Raw genomic sequence first — 23,639 nt, 5'->3', positions numbered from 1 at the left:
CCATGCCGACGACACGATCATCCACGGCCGACGCGGAACCGCTCGACGAGCTCATGGCGGACGAGTTCGACCCCATCGGCGTCTCGACCGACGACCTACCCGACTTCCTCGGCGAGGTGCTGGTGGACGACTACGACTACGAGGACGGCGAGGCGAGCGTTTCGCTGCTCGTCGCCGGCGAGCCCTTCCTCTCGATCCCCGGCAGCGCCGGCGTCACGTTCGTTCTCGGCGAGCCGGGAACCGGCGAGACGACGGTCGACGCCACCCTGATCGTCGACGCCGAGTGGGAGCTCACGATCGAATCGGTCCGACTCACGGCCCGGGTCGACGGCGACGTGCTCCGGCCGACACCGGACGAGGACGGCACGAGGCCGGAGCACCTCGACGTGACGACGACCGTCGACGTCGTCGTCGACCACGCGTGGTCGCTCGACGTGAACGGCTTCGAGGGCGTCGACTTGCCGCCCGCGGAGATCGGACACACTGGCGTCGTGATCGAGGCGACCGACGTCGTCCTCGACGTCTCGCCGACGGGGCTCTCCCCGGCGATCGCAGACCACGACGATTTCGACGGCTCGTCCGTCGACGACGGCTTCGTCGGGCTCTTCGTCGGCGACGCGTCGGTCTCCTTCCCCGATCGCTGGCCGGTGTCCGGAGACGTCGTGTTACGCGGGACCGCGATCGGCTCCGGCGGCCTCAGCGGGACGATCGGGTACGAACCCGACGTCTCCTTCGACCCCGACGCGGAGACGTACACCGGCGAGGGTGCGGGGTCGCTCGGCGACCTCGCGTTCGCGGTCACCGCGGTCGAGGTGGAGTTCGTCCAGACCGCGCTGTCGACCTGTTCGATCGCGGGCGAGCTGTTCGTCCCGTACTTCGACGAACGGGTCGTCGTCGACCTCGCGTTCGACATGGACGGCACGCTCACGGCGCGGCTGGTCGGTCTCCCCGACCCTGGGGCCGAGTCGGTCGGCGAGGTCACGGACGAGGACCTCGTCTCGCTCGAGGTGCCCGGCGTCGCCGCGTTCGACGTCGACTCGTTCGGGCTGGTCGTCGCGGGCGACGCGGAGGGGGTCGGCGTCTCGGTCGCCGGCACCCTTCGACCGCTCGTCGGCGAGGGGGGCCCCGACGTCGACCCCGGCGTCGACGACCTCGACCTCCCGACGATCGAAGTGCCGGAGATAACGATCGACAGCGACGGCGAGGTCGACTTCGAGGGGAGCTGGATCGAACTGCCGTCACAGCGGTCGACCGAGCTCCAGGGGATCGAGCTCGAGGTGACGAAACTCGGGTTCGGCACCCGCGACGACGGCTGGCGGTACGTCGCGTTCGGCGGGTCGATCGCCATCGTCGAGGGGATCCCCGCCGGCGCGTCGACCGAGGGACTCCGGGTCGCGTGGAACCCCGACGGCGACGGCGTCGAGGTGACCTTCGACCGCATCGGCGTCGAGTTCGAGGTGCCGGACGCCCTCGCGTTCTCCGGATCGATCGCCTTCGACCCCGCGGACGAACGGTACTACGGCGACGTCGACCTCGACCTGCTCGCCCTCGACACCTCGATCTCGGCGACGCTGATCGTCGGCCGCGAGACCGGACCGGACGGGGAGGCGTTCACCTTCCTCGGGGTCTCGCTCGACGCGAGCCTCCCGGCGGGTATTCCCCTCTTCTCGACCGGGCTGTCCATCTACGGCATGGGCGGGCTGTACGCGCACAACATGGAGCCGCACCGCGGCGACCGCGAGTGGTACGCCCTGAGCGGCGAGGCCGACGAGAGCTGGTATCACGCGAGCGGCGAGCCCCGCGTCGACGACTTCGACGCCCAGTGGCGACCCAGTGCCGGCGCGTTCGCGTTCGGCGCCGGGGTCACGCTCGGCACGAGCGCTGACAACGGCTTCGCGCTCGGCTCCGACCTGCTGCTCGTCATCGCGTTCCCCGGCCCCGTGATCATGCTCGAGGGACGTGCCGACGTCCTCTCTTCGGGTGCGGACGTCGACGCGGAGGGCGCGTTACGCGCGCTCGCGGTGCTCGACGGCGACGCCGGAAACGTGACCTTCGGCATCGACGCCGCGTTCACGAAGCGGTCGGCGGACGCGACCCTCCTCGACGTGCGGGCCGGCGTCGAGGCGCACTACGACTTCGCCGACCCGTCCGCCTGGTATCTGAACCTCGGTCGGCGCGAGCCGCGGGAGGACCGCGTGCGGGCGGAGGCGTTGCTTTTCACCGCGGAGGGGTACCTGATGATCGACGCCGACCGGGTCGCCACCGGTGCCCGCGCCGGCTACGACGAATCGTTCGAGTTCGGCCCGCTCGCCGTCTCCTTCGAGGCGTGGGTCGCCGGACACGTCCGGCTCAGCTGGCAGCCGACCCACTTCTCTGGTGAGGTGCTTCTCCACGGCTCGGTCGAGCTGTCCGCGTTCGGCGTCGGCGCGTCGATCACCGCGGACGCCGCGCTCGGCGCAGAGGCGCTCGATCCGTTCCACCTACACGGCGACGTGCGCGTCGCGCTCGAGACGCCCTGGCCGCTGCCCGATCCGGAGGCGAGCGTCTCGCTCGAGTGGGGGCCCGTGCCGAGTCCGCCGCCGGTGCCCGCCCCGCTGGACGGCGTCGCGCTCGGCCACGAACGCGTGACGACGCGGTGGCCGCTCCCGCGCTCCGAGTCGCTCCTGACGCCCGACTACGCGACGGCGGGCGAGGGCGGCGAGAACGGCGACCGGCTGCTCGGCTACGACGAGGGGCTGCCGACGCCGCCCGACGACGGGACCGTCCCGCCGGAGGACGTCCCCGTCGTGCCCCCTGACGTGCGGCCCGAATTGACCTTCTCGAAGTCCGTGATCGACGACGGCGACGTCGGCGTCAACGCGTCGACGGCGGGCCCCGAGTGGCGGCTCGTCGGCGACCCGACCGACGACGGCCCCGTCGAGGCGCGCTACGGCCTACGGGACGTCTCGCTGGAGCGCTGGGACGCCGACGCCGACGGGTGGGTCGACGACGGCCCCGTCTTCGGTTCCTGGGCGCCGCTGCCCGACACGCGGATCGGCGCGGGAGGCGCCCCGGACGAGGCGGGCACGCCGCCGACCGCGAACACGAAACTCCGGCTCTGGTCCGTCAACCCGTACGACTACGGGCGGAACACGGGCGGCGCGTGGGAGGAGGGGACCGACCGCCTCCTCGGTACGTACCCGTGTTACGCCGACGGCCGGTGCTTCCGGCTCGCCGGCACCGAGGTGGGCGAGGAGCTGGTCCGTGAGACGGCCGACGAGGTGACGGTCACCCACGAGCAGGAGGGATGGCCCGCGTTCGTCTCGAACACGACCGGCGCGCTCCCGTCGGTCGCGACGCTCCCGACGGACGAGGGTACGTTCGAGGCGCTGACGTACGCCGGCCCCAGCCGAAAGGACGGCGGCGGGACGACGCGGTCGGCGACGATCGACCTCGACGGGAGCCATCGGTCCGTCGAGGTCACGCTCGTGCTCCGGCGGGATCACACACACCTCACCGCGACCGCGTACGGGCACGGGGTCGTCGAGGACACGGACATCCGTTCGGTTCCACAAGAGGTCTTCGACCTCCGCCCCGACGAGGGCGACCACGTCGCCAAGGCCGAACCGATCGGCTTCGAGCGACACACGGTCACGTTCGACGCCGAGCCGGGGATCGACCGGGTCGTGTTGACCTCGACCGGCACCTTCGGGATCGTCGAGGTCTGTCAGGCGACCGTCCCGATCGGAACCTTGGGAGCCGGCGGCGTCGAAGGCGCCGCACACGTGCGGGACCGACTCGATCGATGGAGCGACGAGCCCCGCGTACTGGAGCCGAACGAGCGGTATCGGCTCGTGGTCGACACCGTCGTCGAGGCCCGTGGCGTCGCCGGCGGACCGCTCGCCGACTTCGAGCACCGCTGGCCCGACGACGGGACGATGCGGGAGGTCGCGTACTTCGAGACGAGCGGGCCGCCGGCGCTCGCGGACGTGAGCACGCCCCTGACACCCGGCGGCAACGGCGGGAACGGTACCGACGCGGACGAGGTGCGATCGTTCGACACGCTCTCGCGATACGTCGAGGGGAGCGTCCCGGAGAGCGTGACCCCCGACGGGGAGCGTCCGTCGACGCCACGGCCGGTGTACCGCGCCTACGACGTCGGCGTCAGGTTCGGGGAGGCGTACGTCGAGACGCTGTACGCGATGGCCGACCGCGACCTTCGACTCCAGGTGTACGACGCGGACGACCGGCCGGTTCGGGACGTCGACGGGCGGCTCGGCTCGGCCAGATGGGGCAAGGCGGGGAGCCGCGCGCTGAAGCGACACGACCGGACGTGGCTCTCCAGGGTCGCCGAGGAGTGTGGCGGCGTCGACGAGGAGACGCTTCCGCACGAGGACGTCCTCGAGGATCGGGACCCGCAGCTCGTGTTCGACCCGGACGCGACGCTCGAGGCCCGGCTCGTTCCGGCGCTCCTGCGTGAGACGTTCGACGGCGGGAGCGATCGGTGGTCCGTGACCGGCACCGCCGACGTGACCACCGACGGCCACGACGGCCTCGACGGCGACGCCGCGACGGTGACGTCGACGGTAGACGGCGAGGCGACCGTCGCCCTCGACGACGACGCGGACCTCGGCGTCCTCTCGCCGAACGACGACGCCGTGTGGTTCCGCGGCGACCGCGAGCGCCCCGACGGAACCTATCGGATCGTCGGCGTGGACGCGACCGACGGGACCGTCACGCTGGCGGGCGTTCCGGACCTGGGCGACGACGGCACCTGGCGGATCGCTCCCGAACGCCGGGTGGAGCTGTCGTCGGCCGTCGGCGCGGACGCCACGGTGCGTCTCACGGACGCGCCCGGCGACTCGTCGCCGGCGACGTGGGACGACTACGCCGTGACGACGAACCTCCGGTTCACGGGCGGCGCGAGCGGCACGGCCGGCGTCGTCGTCCGCGACGCACCCGACGCGGGCCGCGGCTATCGGTTCGAGGTCGACGCGGACGAGGACGTCTACCGGCTCGTTCGTCTCGACGGTGACGCGTCGACGACGCTCGCGTCGACCGACGCGCCGCCGATCGAGGACGGCATGGACGTCGGCCTCCGCATACAGGTCATCGACGGTCGGGTGGACGTCTTCGTCGACGACGAACGTCGGCTCGTCGTCGACGATCCGGACCCGTTGGGGCCGGGCGGCGTCGCCGTCCGCCTCGCGGACGTTCAGGGCCTCGTCGTGCCCGAGGTGCTCGTCGAGGGGTTCGGCACCGGGTCACCCGTCGCGTACCGGTTCCCGTTCACGACCTCGCTTTTCGCCGACTTCGTCCATCAGGTCCACAGCTTCCCGGGGGAGACGTTCGAGGTCGCCTCCGAAGCCACGCTCGAGGCGGTTCCCGTGGACACGCCCGAGGCTGCGGTCCCGCTTCCGGACGCCGATCCGGACCCGCCGGGGGAGGCGGAGGCCCGGGCGTACGATCGCGTCTTCCACGCGTTGACGCCAGGCGATCGACCGTCGATCGACGGGCTCGACGCCACGTGGCTCCTCGACGGGGACGCGCCGACCGCGCTCCTCGTTCGCAGCCCGGAACCGATCGACTGGACGCGGACGACCGCGGCGGTGAGCTGTAGCGAGACGGCGCTCCCGCCGGAGACCGAACCCGACGTGACGAAGGTGACGGACGTGCGGTACGGGGCGCCAGAGTCGAGCGCGGACGACGGGGAAGCCACGGCGGACGGGGACGAGAGCGTCGAAGTGCTCTTCGCCGAAACGGAACCTCCCGAGGGACACGTCGTCGAACGACGGCTGACCGGCGAGGAGGGGTTCACCCCCGAGCCCGTCGGCGAGGGGATCGACGACGAGTTCCTCGACCGGAGCGTCCTCGCCCCCTACCGACGGGTCCCCACCCCGGAGCCCGGAGACGTCGGTGACCTGCCGACGCCGGGGGACCCGTTCGACGGGTTCGTGGGCGAGATCCTGCCGCCCGACGTCGACCCGGACGGGCCGATCCCGGGCTCCGTCCCGGACGGCCCGTTTTTCGATCCGAGCGTCGATCCGGACGGTCCGAACGTCGGCCCGGACGCCCCGGACAGCGACCCGGACGCCCCGGACAGCGACCCGGACGCCCCGGACAGCGACCCGAGCGACGGTTCATCCGCGTCGCGACCGTTCGACCCGGCGATCGACGACGACCGGCTCTCGGCCGTCTCCGATCGGATCGGGCGGGCGCTCCGCGGTCGAAACGCCGACGTCGAGGTGGACCCCGCGAACCCGCTGGCCGCGCTGGAGGCGGCGGCGGTCGATCCGGACCTCGTCGCCGACGTCGGCCTCACCGACGAGGAGTACGAGCTTATCGAGGCGGCCGCCGCGGTTCGAGCGCCCGGAAACCGGGTACCCTCGCGTGAGGACCCCGCCGAGGGGTCGGTCCGGATCGCGTCGACGTCGTCCGAGATCGCGTCGCTCGCGGCGGCGGCGGAAGGCGACGCCCGAACGCCCGATCCGGACGCGGAGTGGACCGTCGACGACGACGGCCTCTCGGCGAGCACCGAGGGCTGGACCGGGCTCGTTCGTCCCGTCGAGGAGACATCGAGCGTCTGGGAAACGACGGTCTCGCCGGGCGCGTCCGGACGGGCTGGGCTCCTCTTCCGCCTCCACGACGAGACCCACTACCACGCGGTCGCCGTCGGCGACGGTGAGGTCGCCCTCCAGCGTCGGACCGGCGACGGCGTCGAGGCCCTTCGGCGAGTGCCGTTCGAGCACGGGTCGGAGGCGGGTCCGCTGACGCTCCGCGTTCGTGCGGACGACACGACGCTGTGGGTCTCCGTCGACGACGTTCCGCTGTTCGGCGTCGACGACGAGTTCCCTGGCGGCGGTACAGCCGGGATGTTCACCACCGCCGACGACGCGACGTTCACGTCGCTGTCGGTTCACTCGTCGGTCGCCGACGCACGACTCCTCGCGGACGCGTTCGCGGAGGACGACCCGGTCGAAGCGGACGGAACCGCCGAGAGCGACGCGTCCGAGGAACCGTACGCCTCCGGCGGGGAGGACGTCGCCGGCTGGCAGGTGGTCGACGAGCCGCCGTACACGACCCGTCACTCGCGCTGGCGCACCCGCGACGGCACGCTCGAACAGACGAGCAACCTGTACGGCTTCGTCGGGAACCGCTTCCGACAGCCGGGGACGTACGCGGTGACCGGCGACGACGCGTGGAGCGACTACCGGCTCTCCGTTCGCCTCCGCTCCGAGGACGACGACGCGATCGGGGCCGTCTTCCGGTACCGTGGTCACGACGAGTTCTATCGGTTCTCGATGGACCACGAGCGCGGATACCGTCGACTCACCCGCCGTTCGAACGGTGAGACGACGGTGTTGTGGGCCGACGACGAGCCGTACGAGGTCGGTCGCGAGTACCTCCTCACGATCGACTGCGTGGACGACGAGATCGTCGGCTACCTCGACGGTGAGCGGCTGTTCGCGGTCACCGACCCGGTCATCGACGCCGGGAGGGTCGGCGTCTACTGCCGGGCCAACGTCGGCGCGCGGTTCGAGGACGTCCGCGTCACCGCACCGGGAGACGGCTGGGTGCCGTACCACGTCTTCGAGTCGGAGCCGGCGCTTCCGGCGGGCACCCGCGTCCGGATCGCCGACCAGCCGCCGACGGACGCCGACCTGCCGGCAGGCGTGGTCGGGCGGGCGCGAAACGGGGACGCGGCCGGCCGGCTCCCTCCGACGCCGACGACGTTCAGGCTGCGTGGCCCGCGGGGAACGGTCGGACACCGTCGAACCGTCCCGCCCGCGGACGCCTTCGATCCGTGTGAAGACGTGCGGGTGGTCCGGAGCGCGGACGGCACCGGAACGGTGCTGTTTCCCGACGTCGGCGACGACGTGAGCACGCTACGTCTGCGGTTGACGTATCGTCGCTCGATCGACGACGACGTCCGTACCCGGAACGGAAGCGACGAACCGGAGGAGACGGCCATCGACGTCCCACTGCCGCCGACGACCGACGAGTCGGGGGAGTGAGCGGGGGAGGCCGCCGCGGACGCGCTCGAACACCTCACGGAGCCGAGGTCGACTGGATCGTCGCCGGCGGCGTCGGCTTCGGCTTCGGACTGCCCGAAGAGTAGCGGCGGAGCCGATCCGTTATATTCCCGGCACGCGAGCCCCACGCATGGACGAACGCGTACGCGAACACGCGGAGGTGCTCGTCGACTGGAGCGCGCGGGTCGACCCGGGAGAACACGTCGTCGTGAGCGTCGCCGAGGACGCCCACGACCTCGGCGTCGCGGTCGCGGAGGCGCTCGGCGAACGGGGCGCGACCGTGACGACGCTGTACGGTTCCGACGAGGTCTCTCGCGCCTACCTGAAGGGAGCCGAGGCGGGTGCCGAGGGCGGGACGCCCGACTTCGACGAGGACTCCGCGGTCGACCTGGCGATCTTCGAGGCTGCCGACGTCTACCTCCGGCTGGGCGGCGGCCGCAACACGGCCGCGACCGCGGACGTCGACCGCGAGACGCGTCAGGCCTACACCAGAGCCAGAAAGGGCGTCCGGGAGGCGCGGATGGACACCGACTGGGTGTCGACGGTCCACCCCACCCGGAGCCTCGCCCAGCAGGCCGGGATGGCCCACGAGGAGTACGAGGACTTCGTCTACGACGCGATCCTCCGCGACTGGGAGGCGCTCGCCGAGGAGATGGCCCACATGAAGGAGGTCCTCGACGACGGCGACGAGGTCCGGATCGTCACCGAGCGCGCGGACGCGCCCGACACCGACCTTCGGATGTCGATCGCGGGTCGGACCGCCGTCAACTCCGCGGCCTCCGTCGCGTACGACTCACACAACCTGCCGAGCGGCGAGGTGTTCACCGCGCCGTACGACGCCGAGGGTGAGGTCCTCTTCGACGTGCCGATGACGATCGAGTCGACGCGCGTCCGGAACGTCCGCCTCGTCTTCGAGGGCGGCGAGGTGGTCGACTTCGCCGCGGAGGCGGGTGAGGACGCGCTCGCGAGCGTGCTCGAGACGGACCCCGGAGCCAGTCGACTCGGCGAGCTGGGGATCGGGATGAACCGCGGGATCGACCGGTTCACCGACTCGATCCTCTTCGACGAGAAGATGGGGGACACGGTCCACCTCGCGCTCGGCCGCGCCTACGACGCCTGCCTGCCCGACGGGGAATCGGGCAACGAGAGCGCGGTCCACGTCGACATGATAAGCGACGTGAGCGCGGAGTCGACGATGAGCGTCGACGGCGAGGTCGTCCAGCGCGACGGGACCTTCCGGTGGGAGGACGGCTTCGAGGGGTGACGCGGGACGGGGAACGTCGCAACGGCAAGCCACCTCATCGCCCGTCGAGCAGCCGAACCGGGTGTGTCGGTCGGCGTGCCAGCAGCGCGTCGAGCTGTTCGAGACACGACGTGCCGCTGGCGACGACGGTTCGGTCCGCGGTGTCGTCCGTCGTGAACTGGTCGACGAGCGCCTCGCCGACGTCGACGCTGAGCTCGTAGTACTCCGACTTGTAGCCGAAGCTCCCGGCCATGCCACAACACTCCACCTCCGAGGTCGCGACGTCGAACCCGCAGTCCTCGAGGACGGCCAGCGTGTAGGGCTCGAGGTCGAGCGTGCGCTGCTGGCAGTGGCTGTGGTAGGCGATCCGCTCGCCGTTCCCGTCGGCGAGCACGTCGACGCTCGCGCCGTTCTCCAGCAACCCGTAGACGTACTCCATGACCTCGTAGCTGTCCTCCTTCAGCGCCGTGTACTCGTCCTCGGGGAGGAGCCGTTCGTACTCCCGATGGAACATCGCGAGGTCCGACGGCTCGATCACGACGACGTCGCGGCCCGCGGCGACGGCGGGCGAGAGCGCCTCGTAGACGGCCTCGGCGTTGGAGCGGGCGGTCGCCACCATCCCCTGTGAGAGCGGCGCGCGCCCGCTCTCGCCGGCCGCGGGAACGTCGACGTGGACGTCGAGCGCCTCCAGGACGCGGACGGCCGCCTTCCCGCGTTCGGTCCGGACGTAGTTCGTGTACGCGTCGGGATACAGCGCGACCCGCCGCCGCGCCTCCTCGGGGGCCACGCGCGACCCGCGCGTCTCGAACCACTCGACGAGCGACTCGCGCTCGAACTCCGGGAGTTCGCGACGGGAGTCGACGCCGAGGGTTCGCTCCATCACCGAGCGGGCGACGTCGGTTCGGGCGACCCGGTTCGAGAGCGGTGCGAACGCCGACCCGAGCCTCGCGAGCGCGTCGAAGTTCCCGAACAGCCGCTTCCGGAGGTCGACCCCGCCCGGTTCCTCGTCGGGGGTGAGTCCCTCGACGAGGAAGTCGAGGTCGCCGTCCTTCCCGCGATTGATGCGGTCGCGGACGACGGTGTTGATCCACGGGATGTCGATCTTCACCGGACACTGGTTCACACAGCGGCTACACCCCGTACAGAGGTCGTTGAACTCGGCGGCGCTGTCCTGCCCGTGGACGCCCGCCTCCCAGCCGGTTGCGATGCCGCCGGAGTACGTCTCGCCGCCGAAGGCGTGTCCGCCGACGTGCTGGAAGTTCGCACACGAGTTCGCACACGCCGAACACCGGATGCAGTACAGCGTCTCCCGGAGGTCGTCGTCCTCGCGCATCTCCATCCGGCCGTTGTCGATCAACACGAGATGGAACTCGCGGTCGTCGCCCGGCCCGAGGTCGCGATCGTCGAGGGGATCGGACCCATCGCCGCCGAAGGTCGGCGAGTCGCCGGGCGGCGTGAGAAGCGAGAGGTAGGAGGTGATGTCCTGTCCGGTCCCCGAGCGGCCGATGAGCTCGACGAACGGCTGGAGGTCCTCGACGCTCGGAACGACCTTCTCGACGCCAGCGACCGCGACGTGGGTGTCCGTGGCCTGTACGCACTTACGGGCGTTGCCCTCGCTCGTGACCAACGCGAGCGTGCCGGTGTCCGCCGTGACGAAGTTCGCGCCGGTCATGCCGACCTCGGCGTCCAGGATCTTCTCGCCGAGGTACTCGCGGGCGAACCGCGTGAGCTCCTCGGCGGTCTCGAGGGGCTCGTCGGGGTCGAACACCTCGTTGAACAGGTCGGCGATCTCCTCGCGGGACTTGTGGATGGCCGGAGCGACGATGTGTGACGGCGCCTCCTCCGCGATCTGGAGGACGAACTCGGCGAGGTCGGTCTCCCAGACCTCCGCGCCGTTCGCCTCGAGCGCGTCGTTCACCTCGATCTCCTCGCTCGTCATCGACTTCGATTTCACCACGTTCCGGCCGTCGACGACCTCGGAAACGTATCGGTTCGCGTCGGCCGCGTCGTCGGCGACGTAGACGGTGCCGCCGTTCGCCTCGACCGTCTCGGTGAGGTGGTCGAGGAGTTCCGGGAGCCGTTCGATCGCGTCCTCCTTGATCGATCTCGCCTCGTCCTTGAGGGATTCGTAGTCGTCGAGCTTCGCGACCGACTCGTATCGGCCCTCGTTGAACACCCGCGTGTTCTCGTGGACGCTGTCGCCCTCGGTGTCGAGGAGGTGGCGGATGCGCTCGGCCTTCCGCCGGCGGTCGTCGACGCTCATCTACGCGTCCTCCAGGAGCACGACCGTGACCTCCATCGGCCCGTGGGCCCCCTTCACGAGCGCGCCCATGTCGGCGGTGGCGCTCGGCCCGGTCGCGATGACGGCCCGTCCGGCTCCCTCCCGAACGTCCGCGGCCAACCGATCGAACGCCGCGTCCATGTCCGGGAGGACGTCGCTCGCGGCGACGACGGCGACGTGTTCGTCCGCGTAGAGGCTCACCGGTTCCTCGCCGGCGTGTCCGCCCTGAACGACCACGGAGCCGTAGTCGGCGATGCCGTACCCGGCGGCGGTGACGCCGGTCCTCGCGGCCTCGAGGTCCGCCACCGTCGGGTCCGTCTCCACGGCGTCCGGCAGGCCGACGCCCTCGAACGGGAGCGGCGTGCCGACAGCGGGTTCGTCGAGACGCGGGGCGAGCGTCGACTCGAACTCCTCGGCGGTCGTCCGCAAGAGCTCGACCCCGATCTCCGTGAGCGACGACTCGAACGTCGCGAGCGGTTCCGTTGACATACACCGAACGTTCATCGAACGGCCTATTGGGCGTTTCCCCTCCCGGACGGGCGGGATATATCATAATTAGATATTACCGTGATCTCCGGTCCTGCGACGACATCCGACGGATGGTATCATCGGAAAGAAAATTACAAATGGGTGGTCGTGAGACGACGAAACGGACCGGAGGACCACGATCATGACGAATGTACTCACGCTGTCGCTCGTCGGGGCCGTCCCGATCGCCGTCGCGTTCGTGCTTCTCGCCGGGTTTCGCTGGTCGGCGGCCCGCGCGATGGGGGTTGGGTGGCTGCTCGCGGGCGGTATCGGACTCACGTACTGGCGGATGGAACCCGGTTGGCTGGTGGCGTCGGCCGTCTACGGCGCGCTTCAGGCCGTCGACATCATCCTCATCGTCTTCGGCGCGATCCTCCTGATGAACTACCTCGAGGGAAGCGGCGCGATCGCTACCATCAGGTGGTACTTCGGGCAGATCGAGGAGGACCGCCGAGTCCAGGTGTTGCTCATCGGGCTGGGGTTCATGACCGTCATCGAGGGTGCCACGGGCTTCGGCACGCCGGGCGCGCTCGCCGCGCCGCTCTTCATCGGTCTCGGGTTCCCGCCGCTGGCCGCCGCGGTGTTCGGTCTCTTCTTTAACGCCCCGAACCCGCCGTTCGGCGCGGCCGGGACGCCCGTCATCGGCGGCACCGGCGCGGTCATCGAACCGGCGTTGTCCGGGTCGATGGGCGTCGCCGAGTTCCTCTCGATGGTCTCCGCGTGGTCCGGCGTCGTCACGGGGATCACGTACGTGTTCTGGGGGCTTCTCGGCGTGTTCTTCCTGACGTACTGGTTCGGTCACGGCGGCGACGACGGCAGAAGCGTCACGCGTGCCGTCCGAAGTACCCTCCCGATCGCGCCGTTCGCGCTGCTTCTCGGTACCGTCACCGGCGGCACGCAGCTGCTGATCGCGTGGTTCGTCGGGCCCGAGCTTCCGGACATCGCCGCCGGGTTCGTCGTGCTCGCGCTCGGGCTCCTCCTCGCGAGCAACGACGTCCTGATCCCCCGAGACGAGTGGGACTTCCCCGACGACTCGACGTGGAGCGACACGTGGCTCGGCGGCCTCGAACTCGAGGAGATCTCGCGGGACCAGCCGAGACGGGAGATGTCGGTGCTTCTGGCGTGGACGCCGTACCTGCTCGTCGCGCTCGCACTGCTCGTCACGCGGTGGCCGGACCTGACCGTCGCCGGCACCGAGGTCCTCGCGTGGATCCAGAGCTTCACCGTCGGTCTCGACTCGATCCTGGGGACGGAGCTCGGCTACACCCTCCAGTACCTCTATCTCCCGGGGACGATGCCGTTCATCCCCATCGCCGTGCTCACCGGGCTCCTCCACGGGATGGACGTCGACGAGATGGGTGCGGCGTGGCGGCGCTCGGTCGAGCAGGTCGCGCCCGCCGCGCTCACGCTCGTCATCGCCGTCTCGATGACGCAGATAATGATCCAGTCGCAGACGAACGCCGCCGGCCTGCTCGGCATGATGGAGGCGCTCAGCCGAGCGCTCGCGATGGGTGCCGGGGGACTACTCCCCGCCGTCTCGCCGTGGGTCGGCGCGATCGGGTCCTTCATGACCGGGAGCAACACGTCCTCGAACATCCTCTTCAGCGTGCTCCAGTACGACGCCGCCGGAACGGTCGGGCTCTCCCGCACGATAGTCGTCAGCCTCCAGAACGTCGGCGGCGGCCTCGGGAACATGGTCTCGGTGTTGAACGTCGCAGCCATCTGCGGCGTCGTCGGGATCACCGGTCGCGAGGGGGACCTGCTGCGCAAGGCCATCGTCCCGATGGCGATCCTCGCCGTGTTCGCCGGCCTGTTCGGCATGCTGCTGACGTACGTCCTGGTTCCCGGCCTGTTCTGAACCCCGGGTCAGCGGTCTTCGGCTCCCCGACCGATCGCGAAAAGCGAGGCCGAACTACGCGGCCGTCCACCTCACCGCAGCGCGTCGAGGTCGAACTCGAAGGCGGCGACGGGCACCTCGAGGTCGTGGTCGACGAGGACCGCCGGGTGGACCTCGCCGATCACGCCGACCGACTCGCCGTCGAGCACGACCGCCGCGGTCCGACCGTCGATGAAGGTCGGGTGGTCGGTCCTTGGCGTCTCGAGTTCGGCGCCGAAGTCGTCACACACCGCCTGGAGCCGGCCCTTCGCGGCCTCGTAGGAGGCGTCGCGCCGCGCGACCGCGCCGGCGACGTGGCGGGACTCGGCCACGTTCGTGTTCTCCGTCTCGTCGCGCTCGGCGACGAAGCCGACCTCGGCGACGTCCTGTGGATAGGCGTTGTGGGTGTTGCCCTCGAGCAGGAGCAAAAGCGAGGGAAGCGCCCACGTCCGGAGCTGGGTGTACTCCTCGCTGTACGGCTCCGTGATCCGGACGGGCTCGTCCCCGCCGAGGACGTCGGTCCCCGGCTCGATCCGCATGCGGTCGTAGTTCTCCTCCCCGCTCGTCATGTGGAAGTTGAGGAGGTCCTCGAAGCCGAGTCCGACGAGGCTCGTCCGGACGGCGTCCTCGAGTCGGGTGCGCTCGTGACGCCCCCCGACGGTTCCCACGTCGGGATAGCGCGGCTCCAGCTCGTCGAAGCCGTGCGCGCGTCCCACGTCGTCGACGAGGTCGAGCGGGTGGAGCACGTCCACGCGGTACGGCGGGATCTCCACCTCGTAGGTCACCGCCTCGTCGAGCGTGTAGCTGGCGTCCAGTCCCGAGCGCTCGAAGCAGTCGACGACGTCCCTGGGCTCGAAGTCGACGCCGAGCAGCGTCTCGATCCGGTCGTGGCTCACCGACTTCTCGTCGACCTCGAGGTTCGGTCGGACGAGGTCGGAGCCGTACTCCTCCGGATGAGTCGTCCCGTCCGCGTACGCGACCTCGACCTCCTCTATCGTCGCGCCGCGCGCGGAGAGCGCGTAGCAGACGATCGTACACATCTTGTCGATCGTCCACTGGTCCGTGCCGGTGAGCTCGACGAGGAGTTCGCGGGACTCGGTGTCGACCTCGGTCCGCCTCCCGTTGATCACGGGCGGGAACGAGAACAGGCCGAGCTCGTCGTAGATCGCCGGGTAGCGGTCGTACTCGCTCACGAGGTCGGCGTACGTTCGCCCGGTGTCGTGCTCCGCCAGCACCTCGGCGGGCGTCAGCTCGTCGTTCGAATCCAGCGGGACGAACGTCTCGCCGTCGGGCTCGATCCCCCGGTAGGTGATCGAGCGCTCCGCGCCCTCCCGGAGCGGCGCGCCCTTCACCATCGCCAGGTCGTGGATCCCGATCGCGCCCTTCGCGCGGCCGCGACCCATCGTGGCGTGGAGCTTCTCCTGCAGCTGGATCAGCGACTCCAGCGCCGACTCGTCGAGGTCGACGCCGCGGACCACCGCGCCCGTGACGTACGGGCGCTCGTCGGGCACCGACTCGTCGACCTCGATCGTCCACTCGGCGTCGTTGGTGTCGGGGACGTACACCCCGCGGTCGTCGCCGTAGTGATAGCGGAGCGACCGGGCGACGCCCTCGACGCTCAGCCGGTCGAGGCGGTCGGGCGCGAACTCGAACTGCAGCTCGCCGTCGTCTGTCTCGCCCTCGAACTCCAGTCCAAGTCCGAAGAGGTCCTCCTTGAACTCCTCGTTCGTCTTCTCCGTACGGTCCGTGAGCCCCCGGAGCGCGTCGGGGTCGACGTCCACGACGGGCATCAGTAGCTCACCTCCGCGGTCCGCAGGAAGTCGATGTCGGCAAGCGTCCCGTGGAGGTCGCGGATGTCCTCCGCGCCGGTGGTCAGCATCGCGAGCCGCTCCAGGGCGAGTCCCCACGCCATCACGTCGCAGTCGACGCCGAGCGGGCCGGTCACCTCCTCGCGGAAGATGCCGGAGTTGCCGATCTCTATCTCCTCGCCGGTCTCGGGGTGGTCGCCGAACAGCTCGAAGGAGGGCTCGGTGTAGGGGTTATAGTGCGGCTTGAAGCGGATGTCCGTGATCCCGAACTGCCGGTAGAACTCCTCGAAGGTGCCCATCAGGTCGCGCACCGAGAGGTCCTCGGCCATCACCCACCCCTCGATCTGGAAGAACTCCAGTAAGTGCGTCGGGTCGAGCGTGTCGTTGCGGTACACCTTCTCGACGGAGAAGTAGCGCTGGGGCGGCTCCAGCTCCGCGCCGGCGTAGCCGGAGAGGTACCGCATCGACAGCGAGGTGGTGTGTCCCCGCAGGGCGACCTCGCGGGCGAACTCCTCGGACCACGGCGAGTGGTAGCCGTCGCCGTCCTCGCCCCATCCGTCGCGGTGGGCGGTCTCGACACGATCGAGAAGCGCGGGGGGGATATCCTCCATCGGGTCGACGTCGAGCGCGAACCGGTCCCAGTGGGTCCGCGCCGGGTGGTCCTGGGGCATGAACAGGCAGTCGTTGATCCAGAAGTCGCTGTCGGCGTGGGGGCCCTCCATCTCCTGGAACCCCATGCCGACGAGCACGTCCTTCACGCGGTCGGCGGTCCGCCGGAGCACGTGTTTCCGGCCGCCCTCGACCGCCGGCGCGTCCGCCTCGACGTTGTACTCGGCGAACTCGACGTCGGCCCACTCGCCGCTCGCGAGCAGCTCCGGCGTGACCTGTCCGACCGTCTCCGCCGCCTCGACGCCCTCCATGAGCGCGTCGACGCCGTCGTCGGTGAGCCGGACCGCCCGGGTGGTGCGCTCCGCCAGGTCGACGAGCCCGCGCGAGGCGAGCCGGTCGAGAACGGCCTCGTCGTCGACGCTCTCGCCGTCCGCGAGCGCCTCGAGCGCGGCCGCCTCGGGGTCGGCGTCCGGGTCGGCGTCCGGGTCGACGGTGAGCTCGCCCGAATCGATCCGGCCGAACCCCTTCCGCGGGAGGTTCGCGAGCGCGATGTCGACCTCGGGCCCCGCCAGGTCGGCGCGACCGATGACCTCGCCCATCGGGACGGCCCCGTCGGCAGCGCCGGCGTCGACCGCCGCCCGGTAGAGGCGCGTCTCCGGGAGGCCGTCGGCGACGTAGTCGCGCCCCTCGTCGGTGAGTTCGGCGACCTCGGTCGCCGTCTCCGTCACGGCGAGCAGTCCCTCGTCGCGGAGGTCGAAGGCCGCGCCGGTGACCGTCTCGGGTTTCAGGTCCGTCTCGGCCGCGATCTCGTCCATCGTCCGTTCGTCCGTCGCGCTCGCGGCCTCGAGGACCGCGAGCTGTCGTTCCGGGAGTCGCATTCGATTGTGTGGATACGTGTGTGGCTGAGTGGTAACGGTTCCGGCACGTCGCCGGCGCAGTGCCTGGCGGCGGGGGCGGACGGGATCGCAGCCCGAGCGGATCGCGGTTCCCCTCCACCTCGCCGCCGACCGAACCGCGCGGTTTCACCGCCCCGCCGCGGGACGGCTCCACCGCGCGCGGTTCACGCGAAGAACGGCCCGAACGCGCCGCCGTCGGTCCTGGGAACGGTCCCGTTCGTGGCGTGTTCGGGTGCCATGTCCCCGCGTGGACCTTCCGAGTAAGTATACGTTTCGCTCGATCCGTTCGGTCCGCACACCCCCGTGCGAGCCGACAGACGGGCGAGACGGACCCTCGCCCGTCGGCGTCCGGAATCACGCCGACGGCGGTCTCCGTCTCCGGTTCGTCGAAACCCCGAATTATCGGCTATGAGACCCGGAAGTCATGGTTTATAAGCAGATCCGGAAAAGAACGGACATGAGCAGTGATACGGCGGGCGCTTTCGACGGCAGATCGACCCTCGAGACGGTTCGCGTCGACCACAGCCGTGGCGTCCGTTCGCCGAGTCTCGCCGTCGTGGAGGCGATCTCCGGGCTCGCGGGCACGGACGCCGAGTTCCTTGCGGAAGAGGCGGGTATCGTCCTGTACGACCACGTCGATCCCGACGCGATCGACGCGTTCGTCGCTCATCGCTCCGACGCGGAGTTCGATCTCTCGTTCACCGTCGGCCGGTACGCGGTCCGGGTCGACGGCGAGGAGGCCGTCGCCCGAATCGCCGAGTAGCGCTCGCCGTCAGGTGCCGTCAGTGCCGTCAGTTGCCGTGTCGTCCGATTTCGCTCGTTCCCGCAACGCCGATATCCGGTCGCCGAGCGGGGGCTGGACCTCGAACCACGTCGACCAGTCGCCGGTCTCGGGTTCGAGGTCGCGCCGCTCCGCGACGCGTTCGAAGGCGTCCGCGACCCGTGTCGCTCCCACCGCGTCGGCGGCGCGGTCGTCGGCGGCGTACTGGACGCGTCGCCCGACCCAGAAGGAGGCCACGCCGATCGTGACGAGCGCGAGGAACCCGGCGTCGAACGCGACGGTCGCCGTCACGATCGCGGCCAGGAGCCCGACGACGACCGCGATCGCGACCGCGCGGAACTCGCCGTAGTACGTCCCGACCCGTCCGGACTCGGCCGCGAGCAGGCCGACCGCGACGTCCTCGTCGAGGTCCGTGAGGACGGCCTCGGTGAGAAAGAGCACCTGCCGGCGGGGCGGGCCCTTCACCGCGACGTCGACCGAGTCCGGATCGGCGGACTCCACGATCGCGACCCGGTCGACGTCGAGGCCGGCCTCGCGGCGGAGCTCGTCGAGCGCCGCACGCTCGGGACCGGTCGGCCCGCGGAGCTCTCGAAAGCGGTCGGCCGCGTAGAGCGGGCCGACCTCGACGGCGAGGAACGCCAGGACGACGACGCCGAGGAGGAGCGCGACCGTGAGCATCGCTCCGTCGTCGAGCGCGCCGAGGCTAAAAGGGCGCGGTCTCGACGGAGCTGCGCCGCGATCCGTCCCGCTATCGTGGTACCCGACGCGCGAGTTCCCGGATCGCGTCGGCGGCAGCGCCGTCGGGGGCGGCGTCGAGTACGGGGCGTTCCTCGACCACCGAGCGGCCGACGCGGGGGTCCGCGGGGAGAACCGCCGTCGGCGCGCCGAGCGCGTCGGCGATGGCGTCCGCGGGCGGCTCCTCGACGACCCGGTTGACCGCGCACGCGACGAGCCCGGCGTCGAGCTCGCGCGCCAGCTCCCGCGTCCGGATCGCGTCGGCCAGCGCGAACGCCCGCGGGGAGACGACGACGAGGCAGGCGTCGGCGACCGCCAGCGGAACGCCCGCGTCGGCGCGCCGGCCCGCGGGACAGTCGATCACGACCGTCCCGTGCGTCCGTTCGACGGCCTCGACGGCGTCGGCGAGCCGGGTGAGGTCCGACGCCCGTGCGCCGGCGAGCGTCCGACCGCAGGGCACGACGTCGACCGGACCGGGACGGATCGTCTCCGTGACGGACGCGCGCCCGGCGAGCACGTCGTGGAGGTCCGGGCCCCGGCCGGCCGGGAGGTCCGCCATGCCGAGGTCGGCGTCGACGACGACCGCGTCGAGCGCGGCGGCGACGTTGTACGCGAGCGTCGTCTTCCCGACGCCGCCCTTGCCGCCCGCGACGGCGAGGATCACGCGAGCCGCTCCAGCGCGTCGATCGGCACGTCCGTCGCCTCCGCGCGGGCCGCCAGCGACGACGCGCGCTCGCTCAGCCGCCGGAGCGCCGTCGCGTCTTCCGCGATCCGATCCGCGAGGGTCGAGGCCGCGCTCACGCCGTCGAGACGCTGCACTTCCTCCGTGGCCGTCCCGAGGTCGGCGTCAGTCAATCGCTCCGCCCGCTCCAGACGACGCTCCACCCGTTCGAGCCGGTCCTCGAAAGCGTCCGGTTCGGTCGAAACGACGTTCGGATCCCCGGATTGTGATCGCAGAGCGCGACGTTCCGCCACGTCGTCCGAGTCGTCGTCGGCCGGTGGTGGGGACGCGTCGTCGGCCGGTGATGCCACATCCTCGTCGCTCGACGATTCTGCATCCCCGTCGCTCGGCGGTTCTGTGTTCCTTTCGACGGACTCGTCGTCCACGCACGCATCGGCATCCTCGATCCGCCCGCGTTCTCCGGTCGCCCGCGTCTCCACTCCTTCACCGTCGACGACGGAGGGACCCGCCCGTTCGGAACCGACGAGCGCGTCGCGAGGCGGACGGTGATCGCCGAGGGATCGGACCGCCTCATCGGCCGTGACGGCGGGCGAGTCGGCGTCGGTGACCGGGTCGGAGTCATCGATCGGGGTCGCGTCAGCGATCTCGACCGGCGGTTCGGGGACCGGCTCGTCCGCCGGCGCGACGACGGCAAATCCGACGCCGCGGCGCTCGTCCGGGTCGAGCCGGAGAGTCACGCCCGTCGAGTCCCACCCTTCCTCCGGCACGCCGGCCCGTCGCGGCGGGAGGACCGGCTCTTCGATCCGGCTCCGAACGCGCACGCGTCGGGGAACGGCGGCGGCGTTGTGGACGCGACAGGCGACGAACCGCACGCCCTCCTCGCGTTCGACGCTCCAGGAGAGGTCCACGCTCATGCGCCGACTGACGCCCCATCGTATCTAAAGGTCGGGACGGGTCACGGGAACGTCGAGGACCGCTTCCGGGCGCGTCCCCTCCGCCGCCTCGAGGACGGAGACGACCGACGGGTCCAGGGCCACCGGCCCCTCGATCTCCGCGATCCGTATCGCCGCGAACGAGGCGGCGAGGTCGGAGCCCTCGTACTCGCTCGGACGCGTCCCGGCGTCCACGGGATCGCCTCCCGGAACCGTCGACAGCGCCTCGCGGAACTCGGCGTACGCCGCGAGGGCGAGCTCCTCGCGTGCGTCGCGCTTTCGATTCTCCAGCCGATCGCGGAGGGCGAGCCGACGCTCGCGAACGTCGCGCGCCGCGGCCGCCCGTTCGCGCTCCCGCTCGAGTGCCTGTTCGGCGGCGATCCGTGCGGTCTGTGCCTCCGCCAGTTCCGCCGCGGCCGCCTCGAGGTCGGCGAGTGCCTCCGTGGGATCGGCGTCGACCGCCCGGCGAGCCCGAACGTCGCCGCGGGCCGTCGCGACGCGTTCCTTCAGTCGGTCCTCCTCGCCGGTGGCGTCGGCGAGCCGCCGCCGGGCGCTCTCGAGGTCGATCGCCGGAACCTCGATCGTCGTCAGATCCGCGTGGACCGTCGCGATCTCGTCCGCGAGGGACGACTCCAGCCCGCGAGAGCGTGCCGCGGCGGCGAGCTCCCGCCGAAGGCTCGTCCCCGTCGGAAGCCGTCCGAGCACGTCCTCCGGGTCCGGTACCGGTTCGTCGTCGGGGAGCGACGACGACTCGCGGTCGGGGGAGTCGCGACCGTTCGACGCGTCCGACGTGCTTGCGTCTCCCGCCACGGGTGCGTCGTCGACGTTACCGGATTCGGGCGCGGTCACAGCTCCCGGCGCTTCATCGTCTCCGGATCGGGATGGTCCGTTCCGGCGGCGAACGACGCGTACGGCGTCGATCGTGTCTCGCGATCGGCGTAGGCGCTCGCGGCCTCCCTGACGGCGTCGTCGACGAGCGTGAACTCGTTGAACGGCTCCGTCCGCTCGATCTGGACGGCGTCACCGTGCGTCTCGCGCAGCCGCAACGCCAGGAACGCGCCGTACGCCGTCGCTTCGAGCAACGCCGCGCGGCCGAACCGTCGGGCGACCTGGTCGTCGTGACGGCGGCACGCGTTGCGGAGCCCGGTCCGGGCAGCCTCCGAGTACGTTACGACCAGTAACACGAGCGTCGGTGCTCGGGTGGGAAATAAATCGGTTCCGAACGCGATCGACGGTCGGCGGCGGAAGTAGGTGTTCGTCGGCGGTCGGCGTCATCGATCGGTCGGAAACGCGCCGAACTCAGACGCGTTCGAGGTCGAACGCCGGAGGGTCGTCGTCCGTCGCGGGATCGATCCCGGCGGCCGCCAGCACCCGTTCTCGCGCCGCCGGCTTCGAGGGGGCGACGACGACGCGTCCGTCGATCGGCGGGTCGCCGACGGCGCGAAAGACGTCGTCCTCGCCGTCGAACTCCGTGGCGTACGTCCGCAACACGGCCGCGACGCGCCGCTCGGTCCCCGACAGGTCCTCCTCGCCGTTCTCGAACGCACGGAGCGCGTCCTCGACGTTCCGTAACGCGGAGATCCGGTCCATATTAGACAAAATTGGTAGAAAGTGTTTTACTACTCGGTACCGAACTGCGACGTGTTGCCATGCCTGAACGAAAACAAGTCAATGTCAAAGTCGCTTCGGAGGCGAAAGAACGGTGGCAAGAATACGCTGATGAATCGATGGAAGTTAACAGCATGTCCGATCTTATTCGCCTCTCCGTTGAAAAGGAGATCAACGGCCAACGGGAAGGTTCTGATAGTGGATCGGAACACTTGGAGGATATCAGTAAGACTCTCAAGCAAATTCAGACTGAAATCGGAAAGCTAGATTCACGACTTGAGAGAGTAGAACACACGACTCAAGAAGATCCCGAGATTAGCCGACTAGCAAATAATGTATTCTCTCTTCTCCCGGACGAAAAGCCGGGTTCGAAAAAATGGGAAGCTAAAAGAAGAGAAATACAGGCTCTTGAGCATAATGAGGGTGAGCGATCCCCCGAAGAATTCAAAGCCGGTTGGGAAGGAACCCCGAGCGCCTTAGCAGAGGTGTTTGAAGTAACTGAATTGGACATGAGAAAGGCCTTAGAGAAGCTAGCGTCTGATATGTCGGGAAGGGTTCGAACGACGGACCATAATGGAGTAGAACGGTATTGGAGAGACGTGTAAATGAATATCCAGAGATTCATTCAGCAAGAGTTAGAAGGTGGAAGTTTGGCAGATGCGACGGTAGCCAAGAGAAGAGCGGACTTAGAAGATTATCTAGAATGGTGCCAAGATAATAGCACAGATCCCGCTGATGCTGGATACGATGAAATTAACAAATATCTGAATGAGATACGGCAGAACGGATATTCTGACGCAAGTATTTCTAACCGATACTACTCTCTCAAAAAGTATTACGACTACATTACCGAAGAGGATGAATCACCTTTCAATAGCAGTAAACTCAAAAATGCCGATTATACGAATGATTCATCCGGTTCTGCCGAAGAGCGAAAGAAGCGAGAGGATAAAGAGGAAATCAAATACATCAATAAAGAAGAAAAAGACCTTCTGAAAGCTAACGTCCCGGATCCTAAACTCCGTAATGAGCTACTGATCGAACTAATGTGGCAAACCGGCATACGTCAATCTGAAGCATCGTTGATCGAATTGAACGATATTGTCTGGGACGAACGGAAGATCGATATATTCGCTCCGAAAACCGGGACTTGGAGAGAAGTATTCTATCAGCCTAGTCTAGATATTCTACTGGAACAATACATCAATGGTGGATACCGGAGTAGATTCACATCTGCCGAAAACTCAAGTTATCTATTCGTCTCACGGAAATCAGAGAGAATCGCACCCGGTAACATCAACAAGGTAGTTCGGAAGGCTGCCGAGTTAGCGGGAATTCAGGAAGAGGTAGGAGAGGATGTTAACGGGGATCCCCGATACCGGATCACTAGTCATGCTATCAGACATGGCCATGCGGTTCACTCGCTAAAGTCGGGGATCGACATATCGTTTATTCGTCAGCATCTTGGTCATGAGGATATATCAACAACTCAACAATACCTAGACTTAGTTGATACCGATGTTAAGCAAGAGTATCATAATAGCTTTCCAGCATCAGTCGATCACATCGACAGCCGCGTAATCTCGTCTGATGGCGATGAATCAGATGGAACTGGTCGTGGCGCGTCTTCGAATCGCTGGTGAGTGTG

At 69.1% G+C, this 23,639-nt stretch carries 16 protein-coding genes; 6 read left to right on the top strand and 10 right to left on the bottom strand.

The features are described from left to right. The first annotated feature begins 2 nt into the window (after positions 1-2). Complete coding sequence (locus EAO78_RS16005; protein WP_122106794.1) at positions 3-7,994, top strand: RHS repeat domain-containing protein; 7,992 nt, start codon at positions 3-5, stop codon at positions 7,992-7,994. 148 nt (positions 7,995-8,142) lie between these two features. Beyond that, positions 8,143-9,276 carry an aminopeptidase gene (locus tag EAO78_RS16000; protein WP_122106793.1) on the top strand — a complete coding sequence of 378 codons (1,134 nt, stop codon included), beginning with the start codon at positions 8,143-8,145 and terminating at the stop codon, positions 9,274-9,276. Between the two features lie 34 nt (positions 9,277-9,310). Here EAO78_RS16000 and EAO78_RS15995 read toward each other — a convergent pair whose 3' ends face one another. Together EAO78_RS15995 and EAO78_RS15990 are read right to left on the bottom strand one after the other, a co-directional pair. After that, positions 9,311-11,518, bottom strand: a complete 2,208-nt coding sequence (locus EAO78_RS15995; protein WP_122106792.1) for an LUD domain-containing protein — start codon at positions 11,516-11,518, stop codon at positions 9,311-9,313. Then, entirely contained in the window at positions 11,519-12,025 is a 507-nt protein-coding gene (locus EAO78_RS15990) for a LutC/YkgG family protein (protein ID WP_122106807.1), read from the bottom strand. Positions 12,026-12,206: 181 nt separating this feature from the next. On the opposite strand from EAO78_RS15990, the gene EAO78_RS15985 reads away from it, so the two are divergent. Further along, positions 12,207-13,922: an L-lactate permease gene (locus tag EAO78_RS15985; RefSeq protein WP_122106791.1), complete on the top strand. Its 1,716-nt coding sequence runs from the start codon at positions 12,207-12,209 to the stop codon at positions 13,920-13,922. Positions 13,923-13,993: 71 nt separating this feature from the next. On the opposite strand, the gene pheT is transcribed toward EAO78_RS15985, so the two are convergent. Together pheT and pheS are read right to left on the bottom strand one after the other, a co-directional pair. Continuing rightward, positions 13,994-15,730 (bottom strand): phenylalanine--tRNA ligase subunit beta, encoded by a 1,737-nt coding sequence (gene pheT, locus EAO78_RS15980; RefSeq protein ID WP_122106790.1) that lies wholly within the window; start codon positions 15,728-15,730, stop codon positions 13,994-13,996. Further along, positions 15,730-17,235 (bottom strand): phenylalanine--tRNA ligase subunit alpha, encoded by a 1,506-nt coding sequence (pheS, locus tag EAO78_RS15975; protein ID WP_122106789.1) that lies wholly within the window; start codon positions 17,233-17,235, stop codon positions 15,730-15,732. The genes pheT and pheS overlap by 1 nt, the downstream gene beginning before the upstream one ends. Before the next feature lie 475 nt (positions 17,236-17,710). Here pheS and EAO78_RS15970 point away from each other — a divergent pair, with 475 nt between their 5' ends. After that, entirely contained in the window at positions 17,711-18,016 is a 306-nt protein-coding gene (locus EAO78_RS15970; protein ID WP_122106788.1) for a HalOD1 output domain-containing protein, read from the top strand. A 9-nt stretch (positions 18,017-18,025) separates the two neighbouring features. Here EAO78_RS15970 and EAO78_RS15965 read toward each other — a convergent pair whose 3' ends face one another. The 6 genes from EAO78_RS15965 to EAO78_RS15940 all read right to left on the bottom strand — a co-directional run bounded on the left by EAO78_RS15965 (position 18,026) and on the right by EAO78_RS15940 (position 21,973). Continuing rightward, positions 18,026-18,712, bottom strand: coding sequence for a M48 family metalloprotease (locus EAO78_RS15965; RefSeq protein ID WP_122106787.1), 687 nt, complete (start codon positions 18,710-18,712; stop codon positions 18,026-18,028). A 70-nt stretch (positions 18,713-18,782) separates the two neighbouring features. Continuing rightward, complete coding sequence (locus EAO78_RS15960; RefSeq protein WP_122106786.1) at positions 18,783-19,433, bottom strand: AAA family ATPase; 651 nt, start codon at positions 19,431-19,433, stop codon at positions 18,783-18,785. Continuing rightward, positions 19,430-20,365 carry a DUF7857 domain-containing protein gene (locus EAO78_RS15955; RefSeq protein ID WP_238987739.1) on the bottom strand — a complete coding sequence of 312 codons (936 nt, stop codon included), beginning with the start codon at positions 20,363-20,365 and terminating at the stop codon, positions 19,430-19,432. The genes EAO78_RS15960 and EAO78_RS15955 overlap by 4 nt, the downstream gene beginning before the upstream one ends. Positions 20,366-20,389: 24 nt before the next feature. Continuing rightward, entirely contained in the window at positions 20,390-21,193 is an 804-nt protein-coding gene (locus EAO78_RS15950; RefSeq protein WP_136516526.1) for a DUF7856 family protein, read from the bottom strand. A gap of 35 nt (positions 21,194-21,228) precedes the next feature. Beyond that, the gene (locus EAO78_RS15945) at positions 21,229-21,567 is read right to left on the bottom strand and encodes a DUF7855 family protein (RefSeq protein ID WP_122106784.1); all 339 of its coding nucleotides are present in this window, start codon (positions 21,565-21,567) and stop codon (positions 21,229-21,231) included. 115 nt (positions 21,568-21,682) lie between these two features. Beyond that, positions 21,683-21,973: a DUF7854 family protein gene (locus tag EAO78_RS15940; protein ID WP_122106783.1), complete on the bottom strand. Its 291-nt coding sequence runs from the start codon at positions 21,971-21,973 to the stop codon at positions 21,683-21,685. A 59-nt stretch (positions 21,974-22,032) separates the two neighbouring features. Between EAO78_RS15940 and EAO78_RS17770 the strand changes: the two genes are divergently transcribed. Both EAO78_RS17770 and EAO78_RS15930 read left to right on the top strand, forming a co-directional pair. Next, positions 22,033-22,596, top strand: a complete 564-nt coding sequence (locus EAO78_RS17770; protein WP_136516525.1) for a hypothetical protein — start codon at positions 22,033-22,035, stop codon at positions 22,594-22,596. Next, the gene (locus EAO78_RS15930) at positions 22,597-23,634 is read left to right on the top strand and encodes a tyrosine-type recombinase/integrase (protein WP_122106781.1); all 1,038 of its coding nucleotides are present in this window, start codon (positions 22,597-22,599) and stop codon (positions 23,632-23,634) included. The last annotated feature ends 5 nt before the right edge of the window (positions 23,635-23,639 follow it).

It is taken from the genome of Halobellus captivus (genome assembly GCF_003697845.1).
Classification (GTDB): Archaea; Halobacteriota; Halobacteria; order Halobacteriales; family Haloferacaceae; genus Halorubrum; species Halorubrum glutamatedens.
The sequence above is the reverse complement of the archived record's forward strand: the minus strand, read 5'-3'. Positions and strand labels throughout refer to the sequence as shown.